The 22,396-nt window shown below is 70.1% G+C and carries 20 protein-coding genes; 8 read left to right on the top strand and 12 right to left on the bottom strand.

Annotated features, from left to right (window positions below):
• The 4 genes from VET29_RS20170 to VET29_RS20155 all read left to right on the top strand — a co-directional run.
• Positions 1 to 405, top strand: a 405-nt coding sequence (locus VET29_RS20170; protein ID WP_324922656.1) for a C40 family peptidase, incomplete at its 5' end; no start/stop codon positions are given.
• A gap of 115 nt (positions 406 to 520) precedes the next feature.
• The gene (locus VET29_RS20165) at positions 521 to 925 is read left to right on the top strand and encodes a YbaB/EbfC family nucleoid-associated protein (RefSeq protein ID WP_324922653.1); all 405 of its coding nucleotides are present in this window, start codon (positions 521 to 523) and stop codon (positions 923 to 925) included.
• Positions 922 to 1,416, top strand: a complete 495-nt coding sequence (locus VET29_RS20160) for a YbaB/EbfC family nucleoid-associated protein (protein WP_324922651.1) — start codon at positions 922 to 924, stop codon at positions 1,414 to 1,416. Before VET29_RS20165 ends, VET29_RS20160 begins: the two co-directional genes overlap by 4 nt.
• An 80-nt stretch (positions 1,417 to 1,496) precedes the next feature.
• On the top strand, positions 1,497 to 2,837 hold the full coding sequence (locus VET29_RS20155) for a primosomal protein (RefSeq protein ID WP_324922649.1): 1,341 nt from the start codon (positions 1,497 to 1,499) through the stop codon (positions 2,835 to 2,837).
• 152 nt (positions 2,838 to 2,989) lie between these two features.
• Here VET29_RS20155 and VET29_RS20150 read toward each other — a convergent pair whose 3' ends face one another.
• A complete protein-coding gene (locus VET29_RS20150) occupies positions 2,990 to 4,090 on the bottom strand; it encodes an adenosine deaminase (RefSeq protein ID WP_324922646.1) in 1,101 nt (366 codons plus the stop codon).
• Between the two features lie 219 nt (positions 4,091 to 4,309).
• Here VET29_RS20150 and VET29_RS20145 point away from each other — a divergent pair, with 219 nt between their 5' ends.
• On the top strand, positions 4,310 to 5,632 hold the full coding sequence (locus VET29_RS20145) for a hypothetical protein (protein ID WP_324922644.1): 1,323 nt from the start codon (positions 4,310 to 4,312) through the stop codon (positions 5,630 to 5,632).
• A 135-nt stretch (positions 5,633 to 5,767) separates the two neighbouring features.
• Here the strand turns inward: VET29_RS20145 and VET29_RS20140 are convergent, their stop codons facing one another.
• On the bottom strand, positions 5,768 to 7,498 hold the full coding sequence (locus VET29_RS20140; RefSeq protein ID WP_324922642.1) for a glycerol-3-phosphate dehydrogenase/oxidase: 1,731 nt from the start codon (positions 7,496 to 7,498) through the stop codon (positions 5,768 to 5,770).
• 180 nt (positions 7,499 to 7,678) lie between these two features.
• Here VET29_RS20140 and VET29_RS20135 point away from each other — a divergent pair, with 180 nt between their 5' ends.
• Together VET29_RS20135 and glpK are read left to right on the top strand one after the other, a co-directional pair.
• Positions 7,679 to 8,428, top strand: a complete 750-nt coding sequence (locus VET29_RS20135; RefSeq protein ID WP_324922659.1) for an MIP/aquaporin family protein — start codon at positions 7,679 to 7,681, stop codon at positions 8,426 to 8,428.
• 14 nt (positions 8,429 to 8,442) lie between these two features.
• On the top strand, positions 8,443 to 9,951 hold the full coding sequence (gene glpK / locus VET29_RS20130) for a glycerol kinase GlpK (RefSeq protein WP_324922640.1): 1,509 nt from the start codon (positions 8,443 to 8,445) through the stop codon (positions 9,949 to 9,951).
• A 558-nt stretch (positions 9,952 to 10,509) separates the two neighbouring features.
• Here the strand turns inward: glpK and VET29_RS20125 are convergent.
• The 5 genes from VET29_RS20125 to VET29_RS20105 all read right to left on the bottom strand — a co-directional run bounded on the left by VET29_RS20125 (position 10,510) and on the right by VET29_RS20105 (position 15,572).
• A complete protein-coding gene (locus VET29_RS20125) occupies positions 10,510 to 12,036 on the bottom strand; it encodes an efflux RND transporter periplasmic adaptor subunit (RefSeq protein WP_324922638.1) in 1,527 nt (508 codons plus the stop codon).
• Positions 12,036 to 13,238, bottom strand: a complete 1,203-nt coding sequence (locus VET29_RS20120) for an ABC transporter permease (protein WP_324922636.1) — start codon at positions 13,236 to 13,238, stop codon at positions 12,036 to 12,038. Before VET29_RS20120 ends, VET29_RS20125 begins: the two co-directional genes overlap by 1 nt.
• The gene (locus VET29_RS20115) at positions 13,235 to 13,906 is read right to left on the bottom strand and encodes an ABC transporter ATP-binding protein (RefSeq protein ID WP_324922634.1); all 672 of its coding nucleotides are present in this window, start codon (positions 13,904 to 13,906) and stop codon (positions 13,235 to 13,237) included. Before VET29_RS20115 ends, VET29_RS20120 begins: the two co-directional genes overlap by 4 nt.
• On the bottom strand, positions 13,907 to 15,034 hold the full coding sequence (locus VET29_RS20110; protein WP_324922632.1) for an efflux RND transporter periplasmic adaptor subunit: 1,128 nt from the start codon (positions 15,032 to 15,034) through the stop codon (positions 13,907 to 13,909).
• A gap of 85 nt (positions 15,035 to 15,119) precedes the next feature.
• Positions 15,120 to 15,572, bottom strand: a complete 453-nt coding sequence (locus VET29_RS20105; protein WP_324922630.1) for a gamma-glutamylcyclotransferase — start codon at positions 15,570 to 15,572, stop codon at positions 15,120 to 15,122.
• 106 nt (positions 15,573 to 15,678) lie between these two features.
• Here VET29_RS20105 and VET29_RS20100 point away from each other — a divergent pair, with 106 nt between their 5' ends.
• Positions 15,679 to 17,082 (top strand): NAD(P)H-quinone dehydrogenase, encoded by a 1,404-nt coding sequence (locus tag VET29_RS20100; protein ID WP_324922628.1) that lies wholly within the window; start codon positions 15,679 to 15,681, stop codon positions 17,080 to 17,082.
• 368 nt (positions 17,083 to 17,450) lie between these two features.
• Here the strand turns inward: VET29_RS20100 and VET29_RS20095 are convergent, their stop codons facing one another.
• From VET29_RS20095 to VET29_RS20075, 5 genes are all read right to left on the bottom strand, one after another.
• The gene (locus tag VET29_RS20095) at positions 17,451 to 18,266 is read right to left on the bottom strand and encodes an ESX secretion-associated protein EspG (protein WP_324922626.1); all 816 of its coding nucleotides are present in this window, start codon (positions 18,264 to 18,266) and stop codon (positions 17,451 to 17,453) included.
• Positions 18,267 to 18,273: 7 nt separating this feature from the next.
• Entirely contained in the window at positions 18,274 to 19,518 is a 1,245-nt protein-coding gene (locus VET29_RS20090; RefSeq protein WP_324922624.1) for a PPE domain-containing protein, read from the bottom strand.
• Between the two features lie 11 nt (positions 19,519 to 19,529).
• A complete protein-coding gene (locus VET29_RS20085) occupies positions 19,530 to 19,886 on the bottom strand; it encodes a transcriptional regulator (RefSeq protein WP_324922622.1) in 357 nt (118 codons plus the stop codon).
• Positions 19,887 to 20,030: 144 nt separating this feature from the next.
• Positions 20,031 to 20,477, bottom strand: coding sequence for a DUF1707 domain-containing protein (locus VET29_RS20080; protein ID WP_324922621.1), 447 nt, complete (start codon positions 20,475 to 20,477; stop codon positions 20,031 to 20,033).
• A gap of 64 nt (positions 20,478 to 20,541) precedes the next feature.
• Positions 20,542 to 22,308 carry an acetyl/propionyl/methylcrotonyl-CoA carboxylase subunit alpha gene (locus tag VET29_RS20075; RefSeq protein ID WP_324922620.1) on the bottom strand — a complete coding sequence of 589 codons (1,767 nt, stop codon included), beginning with the start codon at positions 22,306 to 22,308 and terminating at the stop codon, positions 20,542 to 20,544.
• Positions 22,309 to 22,396: the final 88 nt, after the last annotated feature.

Raw genomic sequence — 22,396 nt, 5'->3', positions numbered from 1 at the left:
CCGGGCACCGGCGTGGCGATCAACCTGCCGGACGGCAGCACGGTCATGGCCCCGAACGAGACCGCCGCGAAGGCGGTCCGTGCCGCGCTCACCCAGCTGGGCGTTCCCTACGTGTGGGGCGGCACCGCGCCCGGTGTCGGCCTGGACTGCAGCGGCCTGACCCAGTACGCGTACGGCGAGGCGGGCCTGGACATCCCACGCACGTCGGGCGAGCAGGACATCGGCGCCGAGGTCCCCTCCGCGGACCAGCTGATGCCGGGCGACCTGGTGTGCTGGCAGGGCCACGTGGCCATGTACATCGGCGACGGCCAGATGATCGAGGCCGGCGACCCGGTCGAGATCAGCCCCCTGCGCACGACCAACATGGGCATGCCGTTCGTCGGCTTCTACCGCCCGACGGGCTGACCGGCCGGACTGCCCGGATCTCCGCGTGAAGTCCGCTCGGCCACAATCCACCTCGACAGCCGCGTCCTGCGCCGGGAAGCGACTCACACTCAGGAATTGCCGGGGAGGCGGACCAGTGATCGACATCGACCGCGAGCTGGCGGCGTTGGACCGCACGGTGGCGCAGGCCGACGAGCAGGCGCGGGCGCAGGTCGCGCGGGTCGGCCGGATCAGCGGGCACGCCGCGTCGCCGGACGGTGGGATCGAGGTCGAGGTGGCCCCCGGTGGCCTGCTCACGGGCCTGAAGCTGTCGCCGGCGGCGGTGTCGGGAGACATGGAGACGCTCGCCCGCAACATCGTCTCGCTCGCCGACCGGGCCACGCGCCGGGCCGGCAGCAACATGTACAAGGCGCTCTCGCCCGTGCTCGGTGAACAGGGCGACAAACATCTGGAGTCGCTGGGTTACGTCCCGGTGGACGACGACGAGGCGACCGAGGTCGACTTCTCCGACCCGCTCAAGCAGCGCGGGAGCCGCGGATGATCGAGCGCGAGCCGATCGAGCGCGACACCAGGCAGCTGATCGAGGACGGCCGCGCCCGCCAGGAGGCATTGTCCAAAGTGGACGCCATACTGGCGGGCGTCCGGGGCACCGCGCACGACCGCAACGGCACCGTCGAGGTCACCGTCGACGGCCGCGGCAAGCTGCTGAACCTCTGGCTGGCGCCCGAAGCCGCACGTTACGGGCCTGACGGGCTCGCGCGGCTGATCGTCAAGGTCGCCGCCGTGGCCATGGACGACGCCACCCAGGCGGGCTACAACAAGGTCGCGCGCCTGCTCGGCGACGACCTCACCTACGCGCTCGAACAGCTGTCCGGCCGGGCCACCCCGGCCCGCCGGCAGGACGACGGCGGCATCACCGCGGAGGAGTTCCAGGCCCGGCGCGACGAGCGGCTCGCGCGCGAAGCTGAGAGCTCTTCGGCGGATTTCGATCTCGACACGTTCGACCCGGCCTCGTTACGGTCCGACCGGTGATCGAACGCCCACCTGCCACCCCGTAGGCTTCCCACCGGTTCTTGCAGTGCCCACGGATTTGCCTCACTGGAGGTCCAGCAATGTCCCAGGACATAGTCTCGATCGAGCTCGGCCTGCCCCAGGGCGATCTCGTCACGCTGTGGGCGCCGCGCTGGCGAGAAGACGGCGAGGAGTGGGAGGCCTTCCTCGGTCACGAGGACGACCTGTACGCGTTCCCGGACGCCGCCCACCTCGCCGCGTTCGTGCGCACGGTGGACGAGCACGACCTGGCCGACCACCCCGCGTGGGACCTCGTGCCGCAGCTGTCGGTGCCCGAGCTGCTGCCGGACGAGGATCACACCTACGACCTCGTCGGCGTGCCTGAACTGGTCGCCGAGGAGCCCGACACGTGGACGATCGGCGAGCTGGCGGACATCATCTCGATCGTCCGGTCGCTCGCGGACGTCTGCGAGCTGGACGAGGTGCACGAGGTGCTGAACTCGGCGGCCGGCTTCGCGGTGCTGGAGCAGGGGACGTTCCCCTTCACCGGCCGCGAGGGCGAGAAGCTGTGGACCGACCTCGCGGAGACCATCGCCGAGCGCTGGGACGAGGTCCTCGACGCGATCGACGACGTCGTCTACACCCCGGACGTCGACAAGGCGACCCTGGACGAGACCAGTGACGAGCTGGCCGAGTTCCAGAAGGAGTCCGCCGAGGCGGAGAGCGCGCTGGAGGCCGAGGACGCCGACGACGTCGACACCGACGACGACGCCGAGGACGAGGAGTCCACAAAGGACGCCGACGACGTCGAGTCCGACGCCGACGAGGAGGACCTCGACGCGGAGGACGAGGACGAAGAGGAAGAAGAGGACGTCGAGCCGGAGCCGGTCGGCTTCTGGGGCGAGGTGGGCATCGACCCCATCAAGATCATCATGCCCGAGGCCGAGTACTACACGCTCCGCTGCTACCTCGACGACGAGCCGATCTTCCTGGGCACCAAGGGGAAGATCACGGTCACCCGGTCGACGCGCGCGCTGGCCAAGCACATCGCCCAGCACGGCAGCACGGACAACGACCTCGCCGAGGTGTCGACCTGGGACGACGTGGCCGCCAAGGCGACCGACGGCAGCCTGGAGATCGAGGTCGAGACCGACAACACCTACCTGCTGCAGGGCCTGGCCGACGACATCGCCGACGGCCCGGACACGGTCGACCCGGTACAGCTGGACCTGGCCGTGGAGCTGCTCAACGACGCCGCCGACTGGGCGGGCGACAAGAGCGTCTCCGAGGCCCTGGCGCAGTCGGAGAGCCTCGGCTGGCTGGTCTCCTTCGTCCTACGGCCCGACCCGACCCGCCTGGCCCCGAGCCCGCCGTTCGACGCGGAGGTCGAGTCCTGGCAGAAGCTCGTAGAAGACTTCGAAGAACGCCTGGACCTCCAGTAACCCGCGAGTCCCGCGTTCACCCATAGCGAGTCCCGCGTTCGCGCATACCGAGTTGCGTTTTCGTGCAGGTCCTGGCCTGGACCGGGTGCACGAAACCGCAACTCGATGTGTCTGAACGCGGGACTCGGTGTGTTTGAACGCGGGACTCGCGGTTAGGCGTTGAGGGCTGCGTAGCCCGGTTTGATGATGTCGTTGATGATGGCCAGGCGTTCGTCGAAGCCGATGAACGCGGACTTCATGGCGTTGATCGTGAACCAGCGCAGGTCGGCCCAGTCGTAGCCGAAGGCGTCGACGAGGGCGGCCATCTCCGTGGACATCCGGCAGTTCGACATCAGCCGGTTGTCGGTGTTGACCGTCACGCGGAAGCGCAGCCTGGTCAGGAGCCCGATCGGGTGCTGGGCGATCGACGGCGCGGCGCCGGTCTGCACGTTGGACGACGGGCACATCTCCAGCGGGATGCGGCGGTCCCGCACGTAGCTCGCGAGCCGGCCGAGCTGGACCGACCCGTCGTCGGCGACCTTGATGTCGTCGACGATCCGGACACCGTGGCCGAGCCGCTCGGCGCCGCAGTGCTGGAGGGCCTCCCAGATCGACGGCAGGCCGAACGCCTCGCCGGCGTGGATGGTGAAGTGCGCGTTCTGCTGGCGCAGGTACTCGAACGCGTCCAGGTTGCGGGTGGGCGGGAACCCGGCCTCCGGGCCCGCGATGTCGAAGCCGACCACCCCCGAGTCGCGGTGCCGGACGGCCAGTTCGGCGATCTCCAGCGAGCGCGCGTTCTGGCGCATGGCGCACAGCAGCGTGCCGATCCGGATGCGGTGGCCGGCCTCCTTCGCTTTCGCTGTACCGATCCGGAAGCCCTCCTGCACGGCCTCGACAATCGTGTCGAGACTGAGACCGTTATCGCAGAACAACTCCGGGGCGTAACGAACCTCGGCGTACACGACCCCGTCCGTGGCCAGGTCCTCCGCGCACTCCGCCGCCACCCGGACGAGCGCCTCGGTGGAGTGCATCACCCCACAGGTGTGCGCGAACGTCTCCAGGTAGCGCACGAGGGACCCAGAGTCGGCCGACTCGGTGAACCATCGACCCAGCTCGTCTACGTCGCTGGTGGGGAGGTCGCGGTAGCCGGCGGCGTCGGCCAGCTCGATGACCGTGGCGGGTCGGAGACCACCGTCCAGGTGATCATGGAGGAGTACTTTGGGGGCGCTGCGGATGGCCTCCGGGGTCACCGGAACAGGGTTCGTGCTCGACATGGTGCAACGGTACTCGGGGCGTGATGTCGATCGATCGAGTAACCAATCGCCACGGAAGGTCATACCCGACCGTGGCATTCGCGCTAGAACCTTCGTCCATATGGTCCAAACTGCCGTGTCAAGCCCCGCAAGGAACTAACGGGTGGTGTATGGGCGCGTTCTGGCAGTGGCTAGGCTCCCCACGTCGGCCCTGCCCCCTCCCACGACGAAGGTCACCCCGTGAACGAGAACAACAACTCGACGGTGTCGTTCGACCGGATGCGCAACATGCTCGTGCGCGCCGCCGAGATCCGTGAGAGCGAACAGCAGCAGATCTTCGACACACTGGACGAGATCCACGCCAGGCTGTCGCCGCTGGAGTCCATCGGCGCGGTGCGCAAGCGCCTGTCCGAGATCCCGGACCGCACGGATGTCACGGCGCTGGCGTCACGGGTCGAGGACGCGATCTCCAGGCTGGAGGCGCAGGACACCGCGATCGCGGCGCTGGCCCGGGCCGTCGAGGGCATCGTGGACAAGCTGGCGACGCCGTTCGCGCAGCTGGACGGTCGGCTCGACGGGGTGGCGGGCCGGTTCGAGGGCGTCGCGGGCCGGATGGACGGCCTGGAGGACAAGCTGGCCAACATCCACCGCCGCATCGACGCGCTGGACGTGAGCCTCGACAAGCACCTGGACAAGCAGGACGCGAAGCTCGACGCACTGCCCATGAACGTGACCGTCCCGTTGAAGGAGCGCGTCGACGCGGCCGAGCAGGTCCTGCGCGACCGCGCCGAGACGACGGAGACCAACCTCCGCGGCCGCCTGGACGAGGTGGACAAGGGCGTGCGTGGCCAGCTCGACACCGTGCGCGGCAAGGTCGAGGGCGTCGGCGCCCAGGTGGACGCGGCACGCGACACCGTGCGCCAGACGCTGGCCGAGTCCACGGACCGCGTGACCGCCCAGGTGACGTCGTCCTCGGACGCCGCCCAGCAGTCGGTGGCCGCTGCGTCCGACGCGGTCCAGAACAAGCTGACGGAGGCGGCCGAGGGCCTGCACGCCAACATCGACCAGAAGTCGACGTCCCTGTCGATGAAGGTCGAGGCGTCCCGCAAGGCACTGCAGGACTCGATCGACGACACCAAGACGACGGTCGACGGCACCGAGCGGCTCGAGGAGCTGGCCGTGCGGCTGGAGCAGGTGACCGGGCGGCTGGACGGCATGACGACCCGCCTCGACGCGGTGGAGGACGGCTTCCAGCAGAAGATCGCCGACATGGGGACGACACTGGCCGCGAGCCTCGCCAAGGTCGAGGGCACGTTGACCAAGCAGCCGGACACGGACTCCGTCACCACGCTCGTGAACAAGAGCAACGAGGAGTCGGAGCGGCGGATCGGCGGGCACCTCGACGAGGCCATGGCCACGTTCGCCGAGCTCATGATGGGTGGGGGGACGCCGCCGCCGCGGCCACCGGCGACGCTGCCCCGGCAGACGGCTCGCCGCCGCAACGGGAAGCCGCAGAAGAACGGCACGCGCGAGGACCACGACGAGGCCGAGGCCTCGAGCTGAGGTCTCCTCCCGGGGTGCCAGGGTTTCCGGGCGCCCGGGGGAGGGTGCGGCCGGCAAGAGCCGGTTCTCCCACCAGCCATGGACATGCCGAAGGGGCCCTTCGAGACGTTCGACGTCCCGGAGGGCCCCTTTCGGTCAGCCTGCCGGTTCCGGTTCGCTCAGGGCTGGGCGCGCCTCGGGGGCCGCGCCCCGGCTGGCGTCCGCGGCCTCGTCGTCCGGTTGGGTCTGGGAGTCACGCTCTGCTTCCACCCTTGCCTTGTACAGCTTGACCTCCTCCGCCACCGTCTCCTCGGTCCAGCCCAGGACCTCGCCCATCAGGGCCGCCGCCTGGTCCACGCAGTCCACGCCCCGGTGCGGGTACTCGATCGAGATGCGGGTTCGCCTCGCCAGGGTGTCCTCCACGTGCAGTGCGCCCTCGTGGGAGGCCGCGTACACGATCTCCACCTGCAGGTAGTCCGGGGCGGCCGTCAGCGGACGCAACAGTTCCGGCCGGTCGTCGGCCAACGCCAGCACCTCGTGCACCAGTGAGCCGTACCTGTCCAGCAGGTGCCGCACCCGGTACGGGTGCAGCCCGTGCTTCGCACCCAGCTGGTCGACCTGGTTCACCAGAGCGTGATACCCGTCCGCGCCCAACAGCGGCACCTTGTCGGTGATGGACGGCTGCAGGCGGCCTGGCAGGTCCGGCGACGCCGCGTCGACCGCGTCCGCCGCCATCACCCGGTAGGTCGTGTACTTGCCGCCCGCGATCGCGACCAGGCCCGGGGACACCCGCGCCACCGCGTGTTCGCGGGACAGCTTGGACGTCTCCTCGCTCTCGCCCGCGAGCAGCGGCCGAAGACCCGCGTACACGCCCTCGATGTCGTCGTGGGTCAGTGGGGTGGCCAGTACCGAGTTGACGTGTTCCAGGATGTAGTCGATGTCGGCCTTCGTCGCGGCCGGGTGGGCCAGGTCCAGGTGCCAGTCCGTGTCCGTTGTTCCCACGATCCAGTGATTCCGCCACGGAATGACGAAAAGCACGGATTTTTCCGTTCGCAGGATCAGGCCCGACTCGGAGACGATCCGGTCTCTCGGCACGACGATGTGCACGCCCTTCGACGCACGTACCCGGAACCGGCCCCGGGAGCCGGACAGGCTCTGCAGCTCGTCGGTCCACACACCGGTGCAGTTGATCACCGCGTTGGCCTGGATCTCCTGGACGCGCCCGTCCTCCACGTCGCGGACCCGCACGCCCGAGACCCGGTCCGCCTCCCGGACGAAGCCCACGACCTGCGTCGACGTGCGAATCACGGCACCGTAGTGCGCGGCGGTGCGTGCCACGGTCATGGTGTGCCGCGCGTCGTCGGACTGGGCGTCGAAGTACCGGATGCCGCCGATCAGCGCGGTCCGCTTCAGTGCCGGCACCAGCCGCAGCGCGCCGGCCCGCGTCAGGTGTTTCTGGCCGGGCACCGACCGCGCGCCGCCCATCCTGTCGTACAGGAACAGGCCGGCGGCGGTGTACGGGCGCTCCCAGATGCGTCGTGTCAGCGGGTAGAGGAAGCTCACCGGCTTCACCAGGTGGGGTGCCAGACGGGTGAGCATCAGCTCCCGCTCCCGCAGCGCCTCCCGCACCAGCCCGAACTCCAGCTGCTCCAGGTACCGCAGCCCACCGTGGAAGAGCTTCGACGACCGGCTCGACGTGCCGGACGCCAGGTCACGGGCCTCGACCAGCGCCACGCGCAGGCCCCGGGTCGCGGCGTCCAGCGCGGTGCCGACGCCGACCACGCCGCCGCCGATGACCACGAGGTCGAAACTCTCCGCGCCCAGCCGCCGCCAGGCCTCCTCTCGCTCGGCGATGCCCAGCCGACCGCCATTGGTGTCCGCTGTCACGGGCTCCTCCTCGCGCTAGTCCCGGTGAACGTCAACCACGCTACCGGCCCGGTCGCTCTCCCGATATCTGGACAAGTTGACCTTGCCGGCCGTAGCGTCCAAAGCTGGGTAGGCACTGGCGCCGGACCCTATTGCCGGCGAACCGCCTTCCCCTTCAGCGGCGAAGGAGTGGTCGTGGATCTGAACTTCGGCGAGATATTTCTTTGGGAGTTCCTCGGCACGGCGGGGCTGATCCTGCTCGGTGCCGGTGTCGTCGCCAACGTCGTACTGAAGAACACCCTCGGTAACAACGGCGGCTGGCTGCTCGTCAACTTCGGCTGGGGTCTCGCGGTGTTCGTCGGGGCGAGCATCGCCAACCCCTCCGGCGCGCACCTCAACCCGGCGGTCACGCTCGGCCTGATCGCGACCGGGCAGTCCAACTTCGGCTGGGGATACGTGCCCGCCTACCTGCTCGGGCAGCTGCTCGGCGCGTTCCTCGGCGCCACGCTCGCGTGGCTGGCCTACAAGCTGCAGTTCGACGAGCACGACGAGCCGGCCAACACCCGGGGCATCTTCTGCACCGGGCCGCTCATCCCGAACTACGCCTGGAACCTCGTCACCGAGATCATCGGCACGTTCGTGCTGGTCTTCTGGATCCTGCTCAGCCCGGGCGTCAAGGCCGGCGACGGCGGTGTGCCGGTCTTCGGCAACGGCGCGCTCGGCTACGCGGCGGTGGCGTTCGTGGTGATCTCGATCGGCGCCTCCCTCGGTGGGCCGACGGGCTACGCCATCAACCCGGCGCGTGACCTCGGACCGCGCATCGCCTATGCCGTGCTGCCGATCAGGGGCAAGGGCAGTCCTGAGTGGAACTACTCGTGGGTGCCGGTCGCCGGCCCCGCCATCGGCGGCGTGCTGGCCGGCCTCCTGTACCAGGTTCTGCCGACTTCCTAGGAGAGGCAACGAGAATGACCTACGTAGCCGCGATCGACCAGGGCACGACCTCCACCCGCTGCATGATCTTCAGCCATGCGGGTGAGGTCGTGTCGGTCGAGCAGAAGGAACACGAGCAGATCTTTCCGAAGGCGGGCTGGGTCGAGCACGACCCGGAGGAGATCTGGCGCAACACGCGTGAGGTGGCGGCCGGTGCGCTCGCGAAGGCGGACCTGAACGCCACGGACATCGCGGCGGTCGGCATCACCAACCAGCGCGAGACCGCGGTGGTGTGGGAGAAGTCGACCGGCAAGCCGGTGTACAACGCGATCGTCTGGCAGGACACGCGAACCGACCGGATCTGCACGGAGCTGGAGGCGCTCGGCGGCGGGCAGGACCGGTACAAGGCGAAGACCGGCCTGCCGCTCGCGACGTACTTCTCGGGTCCGAAGGTCCGCTGGATCCTGGACAACGTGGAGGGCGCGCGGGCCCGTGCCGAGGCCGGTGAGCTGCTGTTCGGCAACATGGACACCTGGCTGCTGTGGAACATGACCGGTGGGCCCGATGGCGGCGTGCACGTGACCGACCCGACCAACGCGTCCCGCACGCTCCTCATGGACCTGTCGACACTGTCGTGGGACTCGTCGATCGCGGAGGACATGGGCATCCCGCTGTCCATGCTGCCCGAGATCAGGTCGTCGTCGGAGGAGTACGGGAAGGTCCGGGAGCGCGGCACGCTGGCGGGCGTGCCGATCGCCGGCATCCTGGGCGACCAGCAGGCGGCGACGTTCGGCCAGGCGTGCCTGTCGGTCGGGGAGGCCAAGAACACTTACGGGACAGGCAACTTCGTGCTGCTGAACACCGGCACGGAGCAGGTGGCGTCGGAGAACGGGCTGCTGACGACGGTCTGCTACAAGATCGGCACCAATGACCCGGTGTACGCACTGGAAGGCTCGATAGCGGTAACCGGTTCACTCGTCCAGTGGCTCCGCGACAACCTCGACATGATCGCGTCGGCGCCCGAGATCGAGGCGATGGCGGCGGCCGTGGAGGACAACGGCGGGTGCTACTTCGTGCCGGCGTTCTCGGGTTTGTTCGCCCCGTACTGGCGGTCCGACGCCCGCGGCGCGATCGTCGGTCTGACGCGTTTCGTGAACAAGGGCCACCTGGCCAGGGCGGTCCTGGAGGCGACGGCGTTCCAGACCCGCGAGGTGATCGACGCGATGAACGCGGACTCGGGCGTGCCGCTGAAGTCGCTGAAGGTGGACGGCGGCATGGTCGGCAACGAGCTGCTGATGCAGTTCCAGGCGGACATCCTTGGCGTACCGGTGATCCGCCCTGTGGTCGCGGAGACGACAGCGCTGGGCGCGGCGTACGCGGCGGGCCTGGCGGTGGGTTTCTGGGCGGGTGAGGACGACATCCGCAACAACTGGGCCAAGGACAAGGAATGGACCCCGTCCATGGACGACGTGGCCCGCGACAGGACCTACGGCCAATGGAAGAAGGCGGTGACGCGGACCTTCGACTGGGTGGAAGCGGATTGATGCGTGGCCTCCGGCCCCCGGTTCCATTGTTCCATGGGGCACCGACAGAACTGGTGCCTGTGGATGAGCGCCTGTGGGTAAGGCCGAACTGTCGGTGCCGTGCCGTAGCGTGGAACCGGGGGCCGGAGGCCAAGCCATTGGGGGCATTTCCTGTTGGGGGCATTTCCTTGAGCGTGGGGCCGGCCGGTCTTTGGCCGGCCCCACGCGACGGTTTGGCACTGGCCGATGGTGCGCTCCGGCCGGTGATTTGACTTTTGCCGATGGTCGGCTTTGGCGATGGCTTATTCTTGCCAACAGGTTGGCCTTTGGTGAGGATTTGGCTTTGGTGAGGATTTGTTTCTTGGTGATGGCGTGGCTTTGGTGAGGGTTTGGTTCTTGGTGATGGCGTGGCTTTGGTGAGGGTTTGGTTCCTCGTGATGGCGTGGGTTTGGTGACCGTCCGTCTTGCCGACGGCTTGGCTTTGGCAATGGCTCGGCTTTGTGGCCGTGTTCGCGCCCGCATTCGTGTTGACCTTGAAAGTGCTTGCCGGGCGAGCGAGCGGGTGTCCTGGCGAAAGCCCTAGTTGCCGGGGCCTTTGCGGACCACTGGGCCGCCGCCCTGTCCTCCTCTGCCGACTTCCGGGCCGCCTTCTGGGCCGCCGCGTAGGAAACCGCCCTCGGATGAGGAGTCGGCTGTCGGGAGGGGGGTGTCCAGGTCCGCCAGAACCACCTGCTGGCCCCGCGACAACCCCTCCTTGATCTCCGTTCGTGTCGGGCCCACCGCGCCCACCGTCACGGGGGTCAGGGTCGTCTGGTCGCCGGTCAGGACCGTCACCGTGTTGCGGGTTACCGCCGATGTCGGGACCGTCAGGACGTTCTTCGCCGTCGCCACCACTACTGACGCCGTTGTCGAGCTGCCCGCCGCCATCGTCATCGGTGGCCGGTCGACTGTGATCGTCACCGGGTATGCCACGGATTCCGCGTTCGGGTCGGGCGTTGTGCTTACTCGGGTGACCGTTCCTGTCACTTTCTGTGACGTTCCTACTGGGGTTACCGTCGCCGGCTGGCCCACCTTCAGCTTTGTCAGCTGTTCCACCGGGACCGTCGCGGTGACGTCCGCCGCGCCTTCGCCCACCACCACTACGACAGCCGTCCCGGTCGACACCTGGTCACCGACCGTCGCCGAGACCGCGGCCACCGTGCCGCTGATCGGGGACTTCAGCGTCGCTCCGGCCAGTGCCTGCTGCGCCTCCACCAGCTTGACCTTCGCCTGGTCGACCGCCGCCTGTGCCTCGGCGACGGACGTGGCGGACGCCGACGAGTCCGACGGCCCGGACCGCGAGTCCGACGACCCGGACCGCGTCGACGACTCCGAGGAAGACTCCGATGACGACTTCGATGACGACTCCGAGGACGACTGCGCGGCCGACAACGCCGACGACAGCGCGTCCAGCTTGCCCTGCAACGTGTCCTGCGCCGACTTCACCGCCTGCTGCGCCTTCAGCGTCGCCGCCCCCGCCGCCGCGCACGCCTGCGCCGTCGGGTCCGCACATGCCGCCTCCTGCGCGGCCATCGCGTCCGTCGCCGTTCTCAGGGCCGCCGACGCCACCGACTGGGCGTCCTTCACCGCCTGCACCAGCCTGCCCGTCGCGGAGTCCGCGCTCGGCTGAGGAGCCGAGGACGAAGACGACGACGAAGACGACGGCGAAGACGACGGCGAAGACGAAGAGGAAGACGGCGAAGTCGCCTCCTCCACCGCTTCCGACGCCGACGCCAGGGTCGACTCCGACTGGTCCACGTCCAACTCCGCCTTGTCCACCGCCGCCTGTAGTGACGCCGTGTCCAGCGAAGCCAGCTCCTGTCCGGCCGACACCGGGTCACCGACCCCCACCGACAAGGTCGCCAACGATCCAGAGGTGCCAAAGGAGACATCCGCGCGATTCACTCGATCGACGGTCCCGCTGACGGGCACCGTCTGTGCCACGTCCCCGACCGTCACGGAAGCCACCCGGTACCGGCCGCCGGCCTCCGCGCCCGCCGTCGACACCACCGCGAACCCCGCGCCGGCCACCACGACCCCGGCCACCACCCACGCCAGCTTTCTCATCACTCACTCCGCAACGCGTCGATGGGCGTGAGCCGCGCGGCCCTCGTGGCCGGGTACACGCCGAAACCGATCCCGATCGCCAGGGAGACCCCGATCGCCGCCGCGATCGCGACCACCGACACGCTCACCGGCTGGGCTATCAGCCGCGGCAGTACGAACGCCCCGGCGATCCCGAGCGCGGCCCCCAGCAACCCGCCGCACGCGCCGAGCACCCCGGCCTCCACCAGGAACTGCCGCCGGATCCCACCGGGCGTCGCCCCGAGCGCCTTGCGCAGCCCGATCTCCCGGACCCGCTCGGTGACCGCCACCAGCATGATGTTCATGACCCCGATTCCGCCGACCAGCAAGGAGATCGCGGCCACCCCGCCGAGCAGGATGGTCAGCGTCTCGTTGGTCGCGTTCGCCGTTTCGAGCAGTGACTCCTGCGAGGCGATGCTGAAGTCCGTGTCGCCGTGCAGGTTCCGCAGCAACGCGTCGATCTCCTGGTACGCCGCGCTCAGCGTGTCCTCCGCGGACGCCTGCACGTAGATCGTCGAGACCGCCGCGGATGCCGTGCCCGTCAACGAACGAGCCACCGAGAGCGGCATCAGCGCCATGTCGTCGTCGCTCGCCGACGAGGACGACGCGCCGGTCGACGCCAGCACCCCGATCACCGTCATCGGCCGGCCCGCGACCGACACCGGCCGGCCGACCGCGGGCCGCCGGCCGAACAGCTCGCTCGCCGTGTCCGGCCCCAGCACGACGACGTTCGTCTCACCCTCGCCGAAGAACCGGCCGGACGACAGCGTGCGGTTGCGCACCGGCAGCCACGACGTGGTGGTCCCCACCAGGCTGGACGTCCAGTTCGTCGTCCCGGCCACCAGCGACGCCTGCGCGGTCACCACGGGTGCCACGGCCTTCACGTCCGGGGCCACGGAGGTGTCCGCCACCGCGGTCGAGTCGCTGAGCGTCAACGTCGACGCCGAGCCGAACCCGCCCCGCTGACCGGACGACGACGTGCTGCTGCCCGGCGAGACGATCAGCAGGTTGCTGCCCAGCGCGTCGATCTGCGCGGCCACCGTGGCCTGCGCGCCCAACCCCAGCCCGACGGTCAGGATCACCGACGAGATGCCGATGACGATGCCCAGCATGGTCAGCACGGACCGCAGCCGGTGCGCACGGATGGCCTCGAGGCCGCTCGCGAAGGTGTCCCGCCAGTTCATGACGCCAGCCGCCCGTCCCGGATCAGCACCGAACGCGACGCGCGCCGGGCCACCTCCGCCTCGTGCGTGATCAGCACGATCGTGCGGCCCATCGCGTGCAGCTCGTCGAACAGGCCCAGCACGTCCGCCGACGCCGTCGAGTCCAGGTTGCCGGTCGGCTCGTCGGCCAGGATCAGTGCCGGGTCGGTCACCAGCGCCCGCGCCACGGCGACCCGCTGCTGCTGCCCGCCGGACAGCTCACCCGGCCGGTGCCTCAGCCGGTCGGACAGCCCGACCCTGGTCAGCGCCTCCTCGGCCCTGGCCCGCCGTTCCCCGGGCGGCACGCCCGCATAGGCCAGCGGCAGCTCCACGTTCCGGCACGCCGTCATGCTCGGCAGCAGGTTGAACTGCTGGAACACGAACCCGATCCGCCGGTTGCGGATGTCGGCCAGGTGCGTCTCGGACAGCTCGGTCACGCGCCCGCCCGCCAGCATGTAGTCACCGGACGTCGGCAGGTCCAGGCACCCGATGATGTGCATGAGCGTCGACTTGCCCGACCCGGACGGCCCGGCGATCGCGACGTACTCGCCCTGCCCGATCCGCAGCGACACCCCACGCAGCGCCTCGACCGCGAGCGTGCCCATCGCGTACGTCTTGCGGACGTCGGTCATCTCGATGATGGCGTTCATTCAGTTCCCCCCGCCCTGGAACCCGCCGGGCCCGAACTTGCCGCCCCCGCCCGGGAAGACGCCGGTCCGGCCGTTGTTGCCACCGTTGCCACCGTTGCCGCCACTCGGCGCGACGACGGCCACCTCGACCTGCTCGCCCTCCGTCAGCCCGGACCTGATCTCGGTCTGCGCGCCGAACGTGTCGCCGACCTCGACGTCCGTCCGCACGGCCTTGCCGTCGACCATCTTGTTGACGTAGGTGGCCGAACCCGAGGTGTGCAGGGCCATGGCCGGCACGGTGAGCACGTTCTGCCGCTCGGCGACCGTGATCGCCACGGTCGCCGACGAGCCCGCGTAGATGGTCTTCTGCTCGCCGGTGACGTCGACGGTGACCGGGAACGTCGCCGCGCCGGAATCGTCGGCGCTCGCCACCAGCCCGACCGTCCGGACCGTGCCGTCGACCGGCTCCTCGGTCCCGGTCGCGGTGATCTGGGCGGCCATGCCCTGCTTGACCTTGTCGACGTCCGCGCTACCGACCTTCGCGTCGACCACGAACCGGTTCGTGGACACGACCGTGACCTCGGCGGTGCTGTTGGAGCTCCCGTCGGCAGAGCCGTTGGACGAACCGTTGGAAGAGCCGTCGGACGACCCGTCGGAGCCGTTGCCCACCCGGTCGCCGACCTTGAGCCCGACCGTGACGACCGTGCCGTCGATGGTCGACTTCAGCGCCGCGTCGTCGACCGCCTCCTGGGCGGCGGTCACGTCGGCCTCGGCGGACACCACGGAGGGGTCGCTGGAGGATGCCTTCTCCTCGGCCGCGTCCAGTGCCGCCCGCGCGGCGGTGAGCTGGGCCTGGAGGAGCGTGTCGTCCACGGTGGCGAGCGTCTGCCCCGTGGTGACCGTGTCACCCTCCTTGACCAGCACCTGGGTGACCTCGCCGCTGACCGCGAAGTTCAGGTCGGCCCGCGCGGCCGGTTCGATCGTCCCACTCGCCGAGACCGTCTGCCGCTGCGTCCCTACCGTCGCCGTCGCGATGATCGGCTGCGTGCTCGCCTCCGCCGGACGGAGCACCAACCATGTCGCCACCCCACCCGCGGCGACCACGACCACGCCGGCCACCACGAGCAGCCGGCGTCGTGTTCTGCCCACCCTGTGACTCCCTCGTCTCTTCGGCTGTCGCCGGAGAGCCTGAGGGGCGTCGCTGTGGGAGTACTGCGGTGGACCTGTGAGTCAGCTATGGACCAATACCCTGACACGGTCTGGTCCGCAGGTCGGCCACGTAGTCGGCCGGCGCGCCCGCCGACTCGGCCGCGTCGGACACGACGCCGAGGTAGCGCGCGGACGGCAGCCCGCCCTCGTAGGCGTCCAGCACGTACAGCCAAGCGAGCACCGAACCCTCCAGGGTCTGCACCCGGAGCCGGATCTTCGAGTGAAGGCCGAGTTCGGAGCCCTCCCACCGGTCCAGGCGGGTCTCGTCCTCCGACGTGACGTCGTAGAGCACCACGAACACCTGCGAGTCGGAGTCCTCGACGATCGTGGCGAGCGCGCCCTCCCAGCCGAGGTCCTCCCCGCCGAAGGTCAGGCGCCAGCCGACGAGCCAGCCGGTACCCGCCATCGGGGAATGCGGCGCTCGCTCCATCATCTGGGCGGGATCCATGTTGGACCCGTAGGCGGCGTAGAGCGGCACGCTCGACAGCGTAGCGATACCAGGGATCATGCGCTGTGAGATGGGCACGCCGCGCCGCGTACCGTTTGTCCCGAACCGCTGGAGAAGAGGAGAGGGGAGCTCCCTGGTGACCCGGATCGTGATCATGGGTGGCGGCCCGGCCGGCTACGAGGCGGCGCTGGTGGCCGCACAGCACGGGGCCGACGTCACGATCGTCGAACGCGACGGGCTCGGCGGCGCCTGCGTGCTGTACGACTGCGTGCCGTCGAAGACGTTCATCGCCTCGGCGGGGGCGCGCGCGAACTTCCACAACGCCGATGAGCTGGGCATTCGTGTCGAGGACGAGCAGCTGCAGGTCGACCTGCCGGCCGTGCACAGCCGGGTGCGGGGGCTCGCGCTGGCCCAGTCCGCGGACGTGCGCAACCGCGTGCAGCGTGAGGGCGTGCGGATCATCCACGGTGTCGCGCGCTTCTGCGACACCCGGCCCGGGCTCGCCGCGCACAGCATCCGCGCGCTCGCGCACGACGGCACCGAGGAGGTGCTGGAGGCCGACGTGGTTCTGATCTCGACGGGTGCCACCCCGCGCGTGTTGCCCGGCGCCGAGCCGGACGGCGAGCGGATCCTGGACTGGCGGCAGATCTACGACCTGCCGGACCTGCCCGAGCACCTGGTGGTCGTCGGGTCGGGTGTCACGGGGGCGGAGTTCGTGTCCGCGTACACCGAGATGGGCGTGCGGGTCACGCTGATCTCCAGCCGCGACCGGGTGCTCCCGCACGAGGACGCCGACGCCGCCGCGGTGCTGGAGGACGTGTTCGCGGCGCGGGGGACCGAGGTCGTCAAGCACGCGCGGGCGACCGGCGTCGAGCGGACCCGGAGCGGCGTGGTCGTGCACCTCGAGTCCGGCGACAAGGTCGAGGCCTCGCACGCCCTGATGACCGTCGGGTCGGTGCCCAACACGGTTGACCTGGGACTGGACAAGGTGGGCCTGAAGACGGCCGCGGGCGGGTTCGTGTCCGTGGACCGGGTCTCCCGGACGTCGGTGCCCGGTGTGTACGCGGCCGGCGACTGCACCGGTCTGCTGATGCTGGCGTCGGTGGCCGCCATGCAGGGCCGGATCGCGATGTGGCACGCCCTCGGCGAGGGCGTGGCCCCGATCAAGCTGAAGACCGTCGCGGCGAACGTCTTCACCCACCCGGAGATCGCGACGGTCGGCATCTCGCAGCAGTCGATCGACTCCGGCGAGGTCCCGGCGCGGACCATCATGCTCCCGCTGGCCACGAACGCCCGCGCCAAGATGGAGGGCCTGCACCGCGGCTTCGTGAAGCTGTTCTGCCGCCCCGCGACGGGCGTGGTCGTCGGCGGCGTGGTCGTCGCACCGACGGCGAGCGAGCTGATCCTCCCGATCGCCCTGGCCGTCCAGAACCAGCTGACCGTCGAACACCTGACCCACACGTTCTCGGTCTACCCGTCCCTCTCCGGCTCCATCATCGAGGCAGGCCGCCGCCTGATGCGCCACGACGACCTCGACTAGTCCGCCTCCCCGGTTTTTTTGAGTGTTGGTTGCGTTCTGGGGGATGGTGCGGGTGTGGGGGTGGATGGTGGCTGGGTGGCGTCACGTTCCCCTGAGGTAGCTGCTGGTTGGGGCGGGGCTTTGCGCAAAGATCGTTGGGGCTGGTTCGTGCGCTTTCCCGGTTGTGTTTGGTTGCGTTCCGGGGTTGGTGTGGGGGTGGGTGGCGCGTTTTCTGAGTGGGTGCTGGTTGGGGGTGGGCCTTGCACGAAGATCGTCGGGGCTGGTGTTCGTGCGCCTTCCCGGGGCTGTGTTGTTGCGTTCCGGGGGTTGGGTTGGGTGGTGTCGCGGTTCCCTGAGGGGGCTGGTCAGGGGTCTTTGTGCGGGGAGTTCTAGGTGGGTTGTTGTTCCTCGTGTAGTTCGGTCAGGTGTTGGAGCATGCGGCGGTGGTCGGCCGGGGAGATGGTGGTCCAGGGGTCGGTGCCTGGTTCGGCGCGGCGGACCTGGAGGTAGCGGCCGTCGGCGGTGTCGAAGAAGCTGATCACGCGGGTGGCGCGGACGCGGCGGCCCCACTTGTCGCGGATCGCGCTGCCGTACTGGCCACGGTTGACGATGTCGCCGATCATCTCGGCCAGGGCCTTCGCGTCGGTGTCGCGGACGCCCCGGCTACGCAGGGACACCGCCAGCTCCTCCTGCTTGGTCGCCTCGGCGGCGGCCGCGGTGAAGTCCGCCGTCGGGAGGGTGATCGACTGGCCCGGGCCGGCCGGCATGGGCGGCAGCACCGACAGGGCGAACCTCGGCAGGCCGGTCGCGTCCGCACCGCGCAGCTTCAGCGTGCCCCTGGCGACACCGCCCGCCGCGCCGGCCGCGAGGGTCGCCAGCACCGCGTCGTCGCCCGTCGCCGCCACCAGGACGCGTAGTTCGCCGCCGACCCACAGGCGGCCGTCGATCTCACGGTCCGGGCGGCGCAGGAGGTTCAGCAGCCGGACGAGTACCGGGTGCGGGTCAACGGGCGTGCCGAGGCCGCGCCGGGCCAGCCCGTCCCACACCGAACGCACGATCCGCTTGCGTTCCTCGTCCGTCTTGCCGGGGGACGGGACCTTCAGCACGAGCGGCATCTGGTCGACGCCGTAGAAGTGCTCCCACAGCACGTCGAACTCGAGTGCACTGATCTCCAGTGGATCCGTCTCGACAGCGCCAAGGGTCATGCGGTGATTATCGGCCGCCCTCGCCGATCACGTTGGGCGGAAGCTGGTGTTCCTCGTCCATGATCGACACGGACTCGGTGACGCCCTCGTCGCCGGCGTCCTCCCGCAGGTCGAAGCGGCGCTTCGGGGCCTGGCCGGGCACCGGATCCTCGTTGTCGGCGAACCACTGGCTCGACCCGATGGCATCCATGCCGAACCGGCGCATCGCCAGCTTCTCCTGCGCGCCCATCGGCCCACCGGTCGCCGGCGCGATCGGCGCGCCCGCCCCGGGATGCGTGCCGGCCGCCGCCTGCGACGCCGCGGCCGCCTGCTGGGCCTGCTGCAGCTCGTGTGCCGGGGTGCCGCCGAGGCCCGCCCTGGAGCCGGGCACGTGGGACCCGCTGTTGCCGGGATTGGCGCTGACGACGTTGCCCCGCCGCGGCTCGTTCTCCTCGGTGCGCCCGCCCCCACCGCCGCCGCCGAACACGAACGGGTCGTTGGAGACGCCGGTGATCCTGCCGGGACCGGGCATGGACGAGCGCTGACCACGGCCCTGCTCGCCGTACTCCGCGGACTGGCCGTACGTGTTGTGCTGGTTGCCCCGGCCGCCGCGGCCGTCGTGGCGATGGTCGTCGTCGTGGCGCCGGCCGCCGACGAGCCCGGACGCGATGGTCAGGCCGAGGCCGAGCAGGCCGCCGCCCTGGCCCTGGTGCATCCCGGTGTTCGGCAGCAGCGACTCGGGCCGGTGGAACCTCGGCAGCGCGTCGGTCGTCGCGTTCGTGCTGGTCTCGTAGGCCGTCATGACCTCGACGGCCTTCTCCTCCGCCGACGACGCGGCCGCCTCGGCCGGCTCGGCGTCGGTCTGCGACTGGAGGACCTGGACGGCTGGCGCGACGGTCGGGTCCGGCGCCGCGGCCGGCGCACCGGCGGGCTGCGGCATCTCGGCGCGGGCCTTCGCGATGTGGCCTGCCTGGTCCTCGATCGACGTCCGCATGGTCGACGCCGAGGTGCCGGCCGTGCCGGCCCATGCCACGGTCGTCGACAGCCGGCCGTACGCGGCGCCCGCGGCAGGGCCGGTCCAGCCGCCGCCGGTCAGGTCGAGTGCCTTCTGCAGGTCCTGGCTGATCTCGGTGAGGGTCGAGGCGATCTCGGCCCAGCGGCGCGACGGCTCGGCGGACGCGGGGGCGCCCGGCCCGTCGTGCAGCATCTTGTACAGGTCCTCGTGGGAGTAACCGCGCCAGCGAGTGCCGTCCGTGGGAGCGGGGTTCGTCATCGGTGCCCCTCTCAGCCCTGGCCGGCGCCGCCGGCACCGGACACGTCCTCGTCGGTCTTCTTGTACTGGTCGGCGGTCGCGTCGAGGTTCTGCACCGCGGCGTCGAGCTGCTCGCGGTAGACACGCAGCAGATCGACCGCGGCGTCCTCGTGCGAGTCGAGCGCGCGGTCGTTGAAGACCTCGGACGCGCCGAGGCTCACCGGGTCCTGGGCCCAGGAGGCCACCCGGAGGTCCTGTCCCGCGAGCTCGAGCTGGCGGTCCACCTGGGCGAGCGCGTTCGCGAACGCGCCACGCAGGCCGGGCACCGCGTCCGGATCGACCCGCAGGATGTCGTTCTGGCCACCCCCGTCGCCCTGTTTCCCCGCCACTGAGCAACCCTCCCAACCGGTTTCCTGTGGTCGATCAACCATAGCCAATCCGAATGATCGGATTCGATGGTTCACGGGGATTTCGTGAGATCTTTTGCAGGAATGTTCCGGATGGCTTACGCCGTTCGTCGGGTTGCCGCGCTCCTAGTACCGCCCGTACCGCGTGCCGCGGGGGCGGCCCCGGCCGCCACCCTGCCACCGGTTGCCGCCGCCGCGGCTGGCGATCAGGAAGATGAACAGGAACGGCAGGAAGAAATAGATGTGGAAGGCGATGAACGCCCCCGCCACCAGTGCGATCACGGCGATCGGCGCCGCGACCGGGATGAACTTCTCCGCGAACGTCCGCTCGCGTCGCACGGGTGGGAGCCCGGCGGTGGGATGGGGCTGACCGAACGCCGGCTTGGGCTCCGGAAGGTCGCCGAACAGGCTGAGCAGCTCGCCCCGCGTCTTGGCGGTGACGATCTTGGCGGACCGCTCCCCGTACTCGTCGATGTCCAGCCGGCCGGCTGTCATGTGCTCGTTGAGCTTGCCGAGGGCGTCCTCGCGCTCGGAGTCACTGATCCGGATTTCCGACGGCTGGTACTCGCTCACCACACGATCGTACGTCCGTAATCGAGTAATCAGCCGTGACGTTCGTCGTGAACTGAGGACCCTCTCAGTCCTTCAGCTCACACAGCACGGAGCCCTGTGTCACGGTTTCGCCCACCGCGACCGCCAGACCCGTCACCGTGCCGGCCTTGTGGGCGGTCACCGGGTTCTCCATCTTCATGGCCTCCAGCACCACGACCAGGTCACCCGCCGCGACCGTCTGGCCGTCCTCGACCGCGATCTTCACGATCGTGCCCTGCATGGGCGCGGCCACCGAGTCGCCCGAGGTCGCGGCGGTCCTGCCGCCGGCCCGCTTGCGTGGCTTGGCCGCCGCCTTCGGCGCGCCACCGCCACCGCCGCCTACGGACAGGCCTCCCGGCAGCGACACCTCCAGCCGCCGCCCGCCGACCTCGACCACCACGCTCTGCCGCTCCGCCGGCTCCGGCAGCTCCTCCGTGGCCACGAACGGCTCGATCGTGTTGTCGAACTCCGTCTCGATCCACCGCGTGTGCACCGAGAACGACTTGCCGTCACCGACGTAGGCGGGGTCACGCACGATCACCCGGTGGAACGGCAGCACGGTCGCCATGCCCTCGACGACCATCTCGTCCAGCGCCCGCCGGGACCGCTCCAGCGCCTCCTCGCGGGTGGCGCCGCTGACGATCACCTTGGCCAGCAGCGAGTCGAACTGGCCGCCGACCACCGAGCCGGACTCGACACCCGAGTCCACCCGCACGCCGGGCCCGTCCGGCGCCACGAACCTCGTCACCACGCCCGGCGCCGGCAGGAAGTTGCGCCCCGCGTCCTCGCCGTTGATCCGGAACTCGATCGAGTGGCCGCGGGGTGTGGGGTCCTCGTCGAACCGCAGCCGCTCGCCGGCGGCGATGCGGAACTGCTCCCGCACCAGGTCCACCCCGGCCGTCTCCTCCGACACCGGGTGCTCGACCTGGAGCCGCGTGTTGACCTCGAGGAACGAGACCGTGCCGTCCCCGCCGACCAGGTACTCGACGGTGCCGGCGCCGGAGTAGCCGGCCTCCTTGCAGATCGCCTTGGCCGAGGAGTGGATCGACGCGCGCTGCTCGTCGGTGAGGAACGGCGCGGGGGCCTCCTCGACCAGCTTCTGGTGCCGGCGCTGCAGTGAGCAGTCGCGGGTGCCGACCACGATCACGTTGCCGTGCTGGTCGGCCAGCACCTGCGCCTCGACGTGCCGCGGCTGGTCGAGGTACCGCTCGACGAAGCACTCGCCGCGCCCGAACGCCGAGACCGCCTCCCGGACCGCCGAGTCGAACAGCTCGGGGATCTCCTCGATGGTGCGCGCGACCTTGAGCCCGCGCCCGCCGCCGCCGAACGCCGCCTTGATCGCCACCGGCAGCCCGTGCTCCTCGGCGAACGCGATGATCTCCTCCGGCCCGTCGACCGGCTCCTTGGTGCCGGGCACGAGCGGGGCGCCGGCGCGGGTGGCGATGTGGCGGGCGGTGACCTTGTCACCGAGATCGCGGATGGCCTGCGGGCTCGGCCCGACCCACGTCAGGCCGGCGTCGATCACCGCCTGGGCGAAGTCCGCATTCTCGGAGAGGAAGCCGTAACCCGGATGGACGGCATCCGCGCCCGCGCGGGCCGCCGCGTCGAGCAGCTTGTCGATGTTGAGGTAGCTCTCCGCCCCGGTCGAGCCCCCCAGTGCGAACGCCTCGTCCGCCAGCCGCACGAACGGCGCGTCCCTGTCCGGGTCCGCGTAGACGGCCACGCTGGTCAGCCCGGCATCCTTGCACGCGCGGATCACCCGAACCGCGATCTCACCCCGGTTGGCGACCAAGATCTTGTTGAGACGGGGCACGCCCACACGCTCCCTTGACGAGGCGGCAAACTGGTCAGTAACCAAGGAGTCTAATGACACCCCGGTGGCACTGGGGACAAGAGAGCAA

Origin of the sequence: Actinophytocola sp. (genome assembly GCF_035634895.1) — a bacterium.
Taxonomy (GTDB): domain Bacteria; phylum Actinomycetota; class Actinomycetes; order Mycobacteriales; family Pseudonocardiaceae; genus Actinophytocola.
The sequence above is the reverse complement of the archived record's forward strand: the minus strand, read 5'-3'. Positions and strand labels throughout refer to the sequence as shown.

Excerpts from the sequence above, each read along its gene's own strand:
- VET29_RS20160 (WP_324922651.1), top strand. The coding sequence starts at position 922 with ATGATCGAGCGCGAGCCGATCGAGCGCGACACCAGGCAGCTGATCGAG.
- VET29_RS20155 (WP_324922649.1), top strand. The coding sequence starts at position 1,497 with ATGTCCCAGGACATAGTCTCGATCGAGCTCGGCCTGCCCCAGGGCGAT.
- VET29_RS20150 (WP_324922646.1), bottom strand. The coding sequence starts at position 4,090 with ATGTCGAGCACGAACCCTGTTCCGGTGACCCCGGAGGCCATCCGCAGC.
- glpK (WP_324922640.1), top strand. The coding sequence starts at position 8,443 with ATGACCTACGTAGCCGCGATCGACCAGGGCACGACCTCCACCCGCTGC.
- VET29_RS20125 (WP_324922638.1), bottom strand. The coding sequence starts at position 12,036 with ATGAGAAAGCTGGCGTGGGTGGTGGCCGGGGTCGTGGTGGCCGGCGCG.
- VET29_RS20120 (WP_324922636.1), bottom strand. The coding sequence starts at position 13,238 with ATGAACTGGCGGGACACCTTCGCGAGCGGCCTCGAGGCCATCCGTGCG.
- VET29_RS20115 (WP_324922634.1), bottom strand. The coding sequence starts at position 13,906 with ATGAACGCCATCATCGAGATGACCGACGTCCGCAAGACGTACGCGATG.
- VET29_RS20095 (WP_324922626.1), bottom strand. The coding sequence starts at position 18,266 with ATGACCCTTGGCGCTGTCGAGACGGATCCACTGGAGATCAGTGCACTC.
- VET29_RS20090 (WP_324922624.1), bottom strand. The coding sequence starts at position 19,518 with ATGACGAACCCCGCTCCCACGGACGGCACTCGCTGGCGCGGTTACTCC.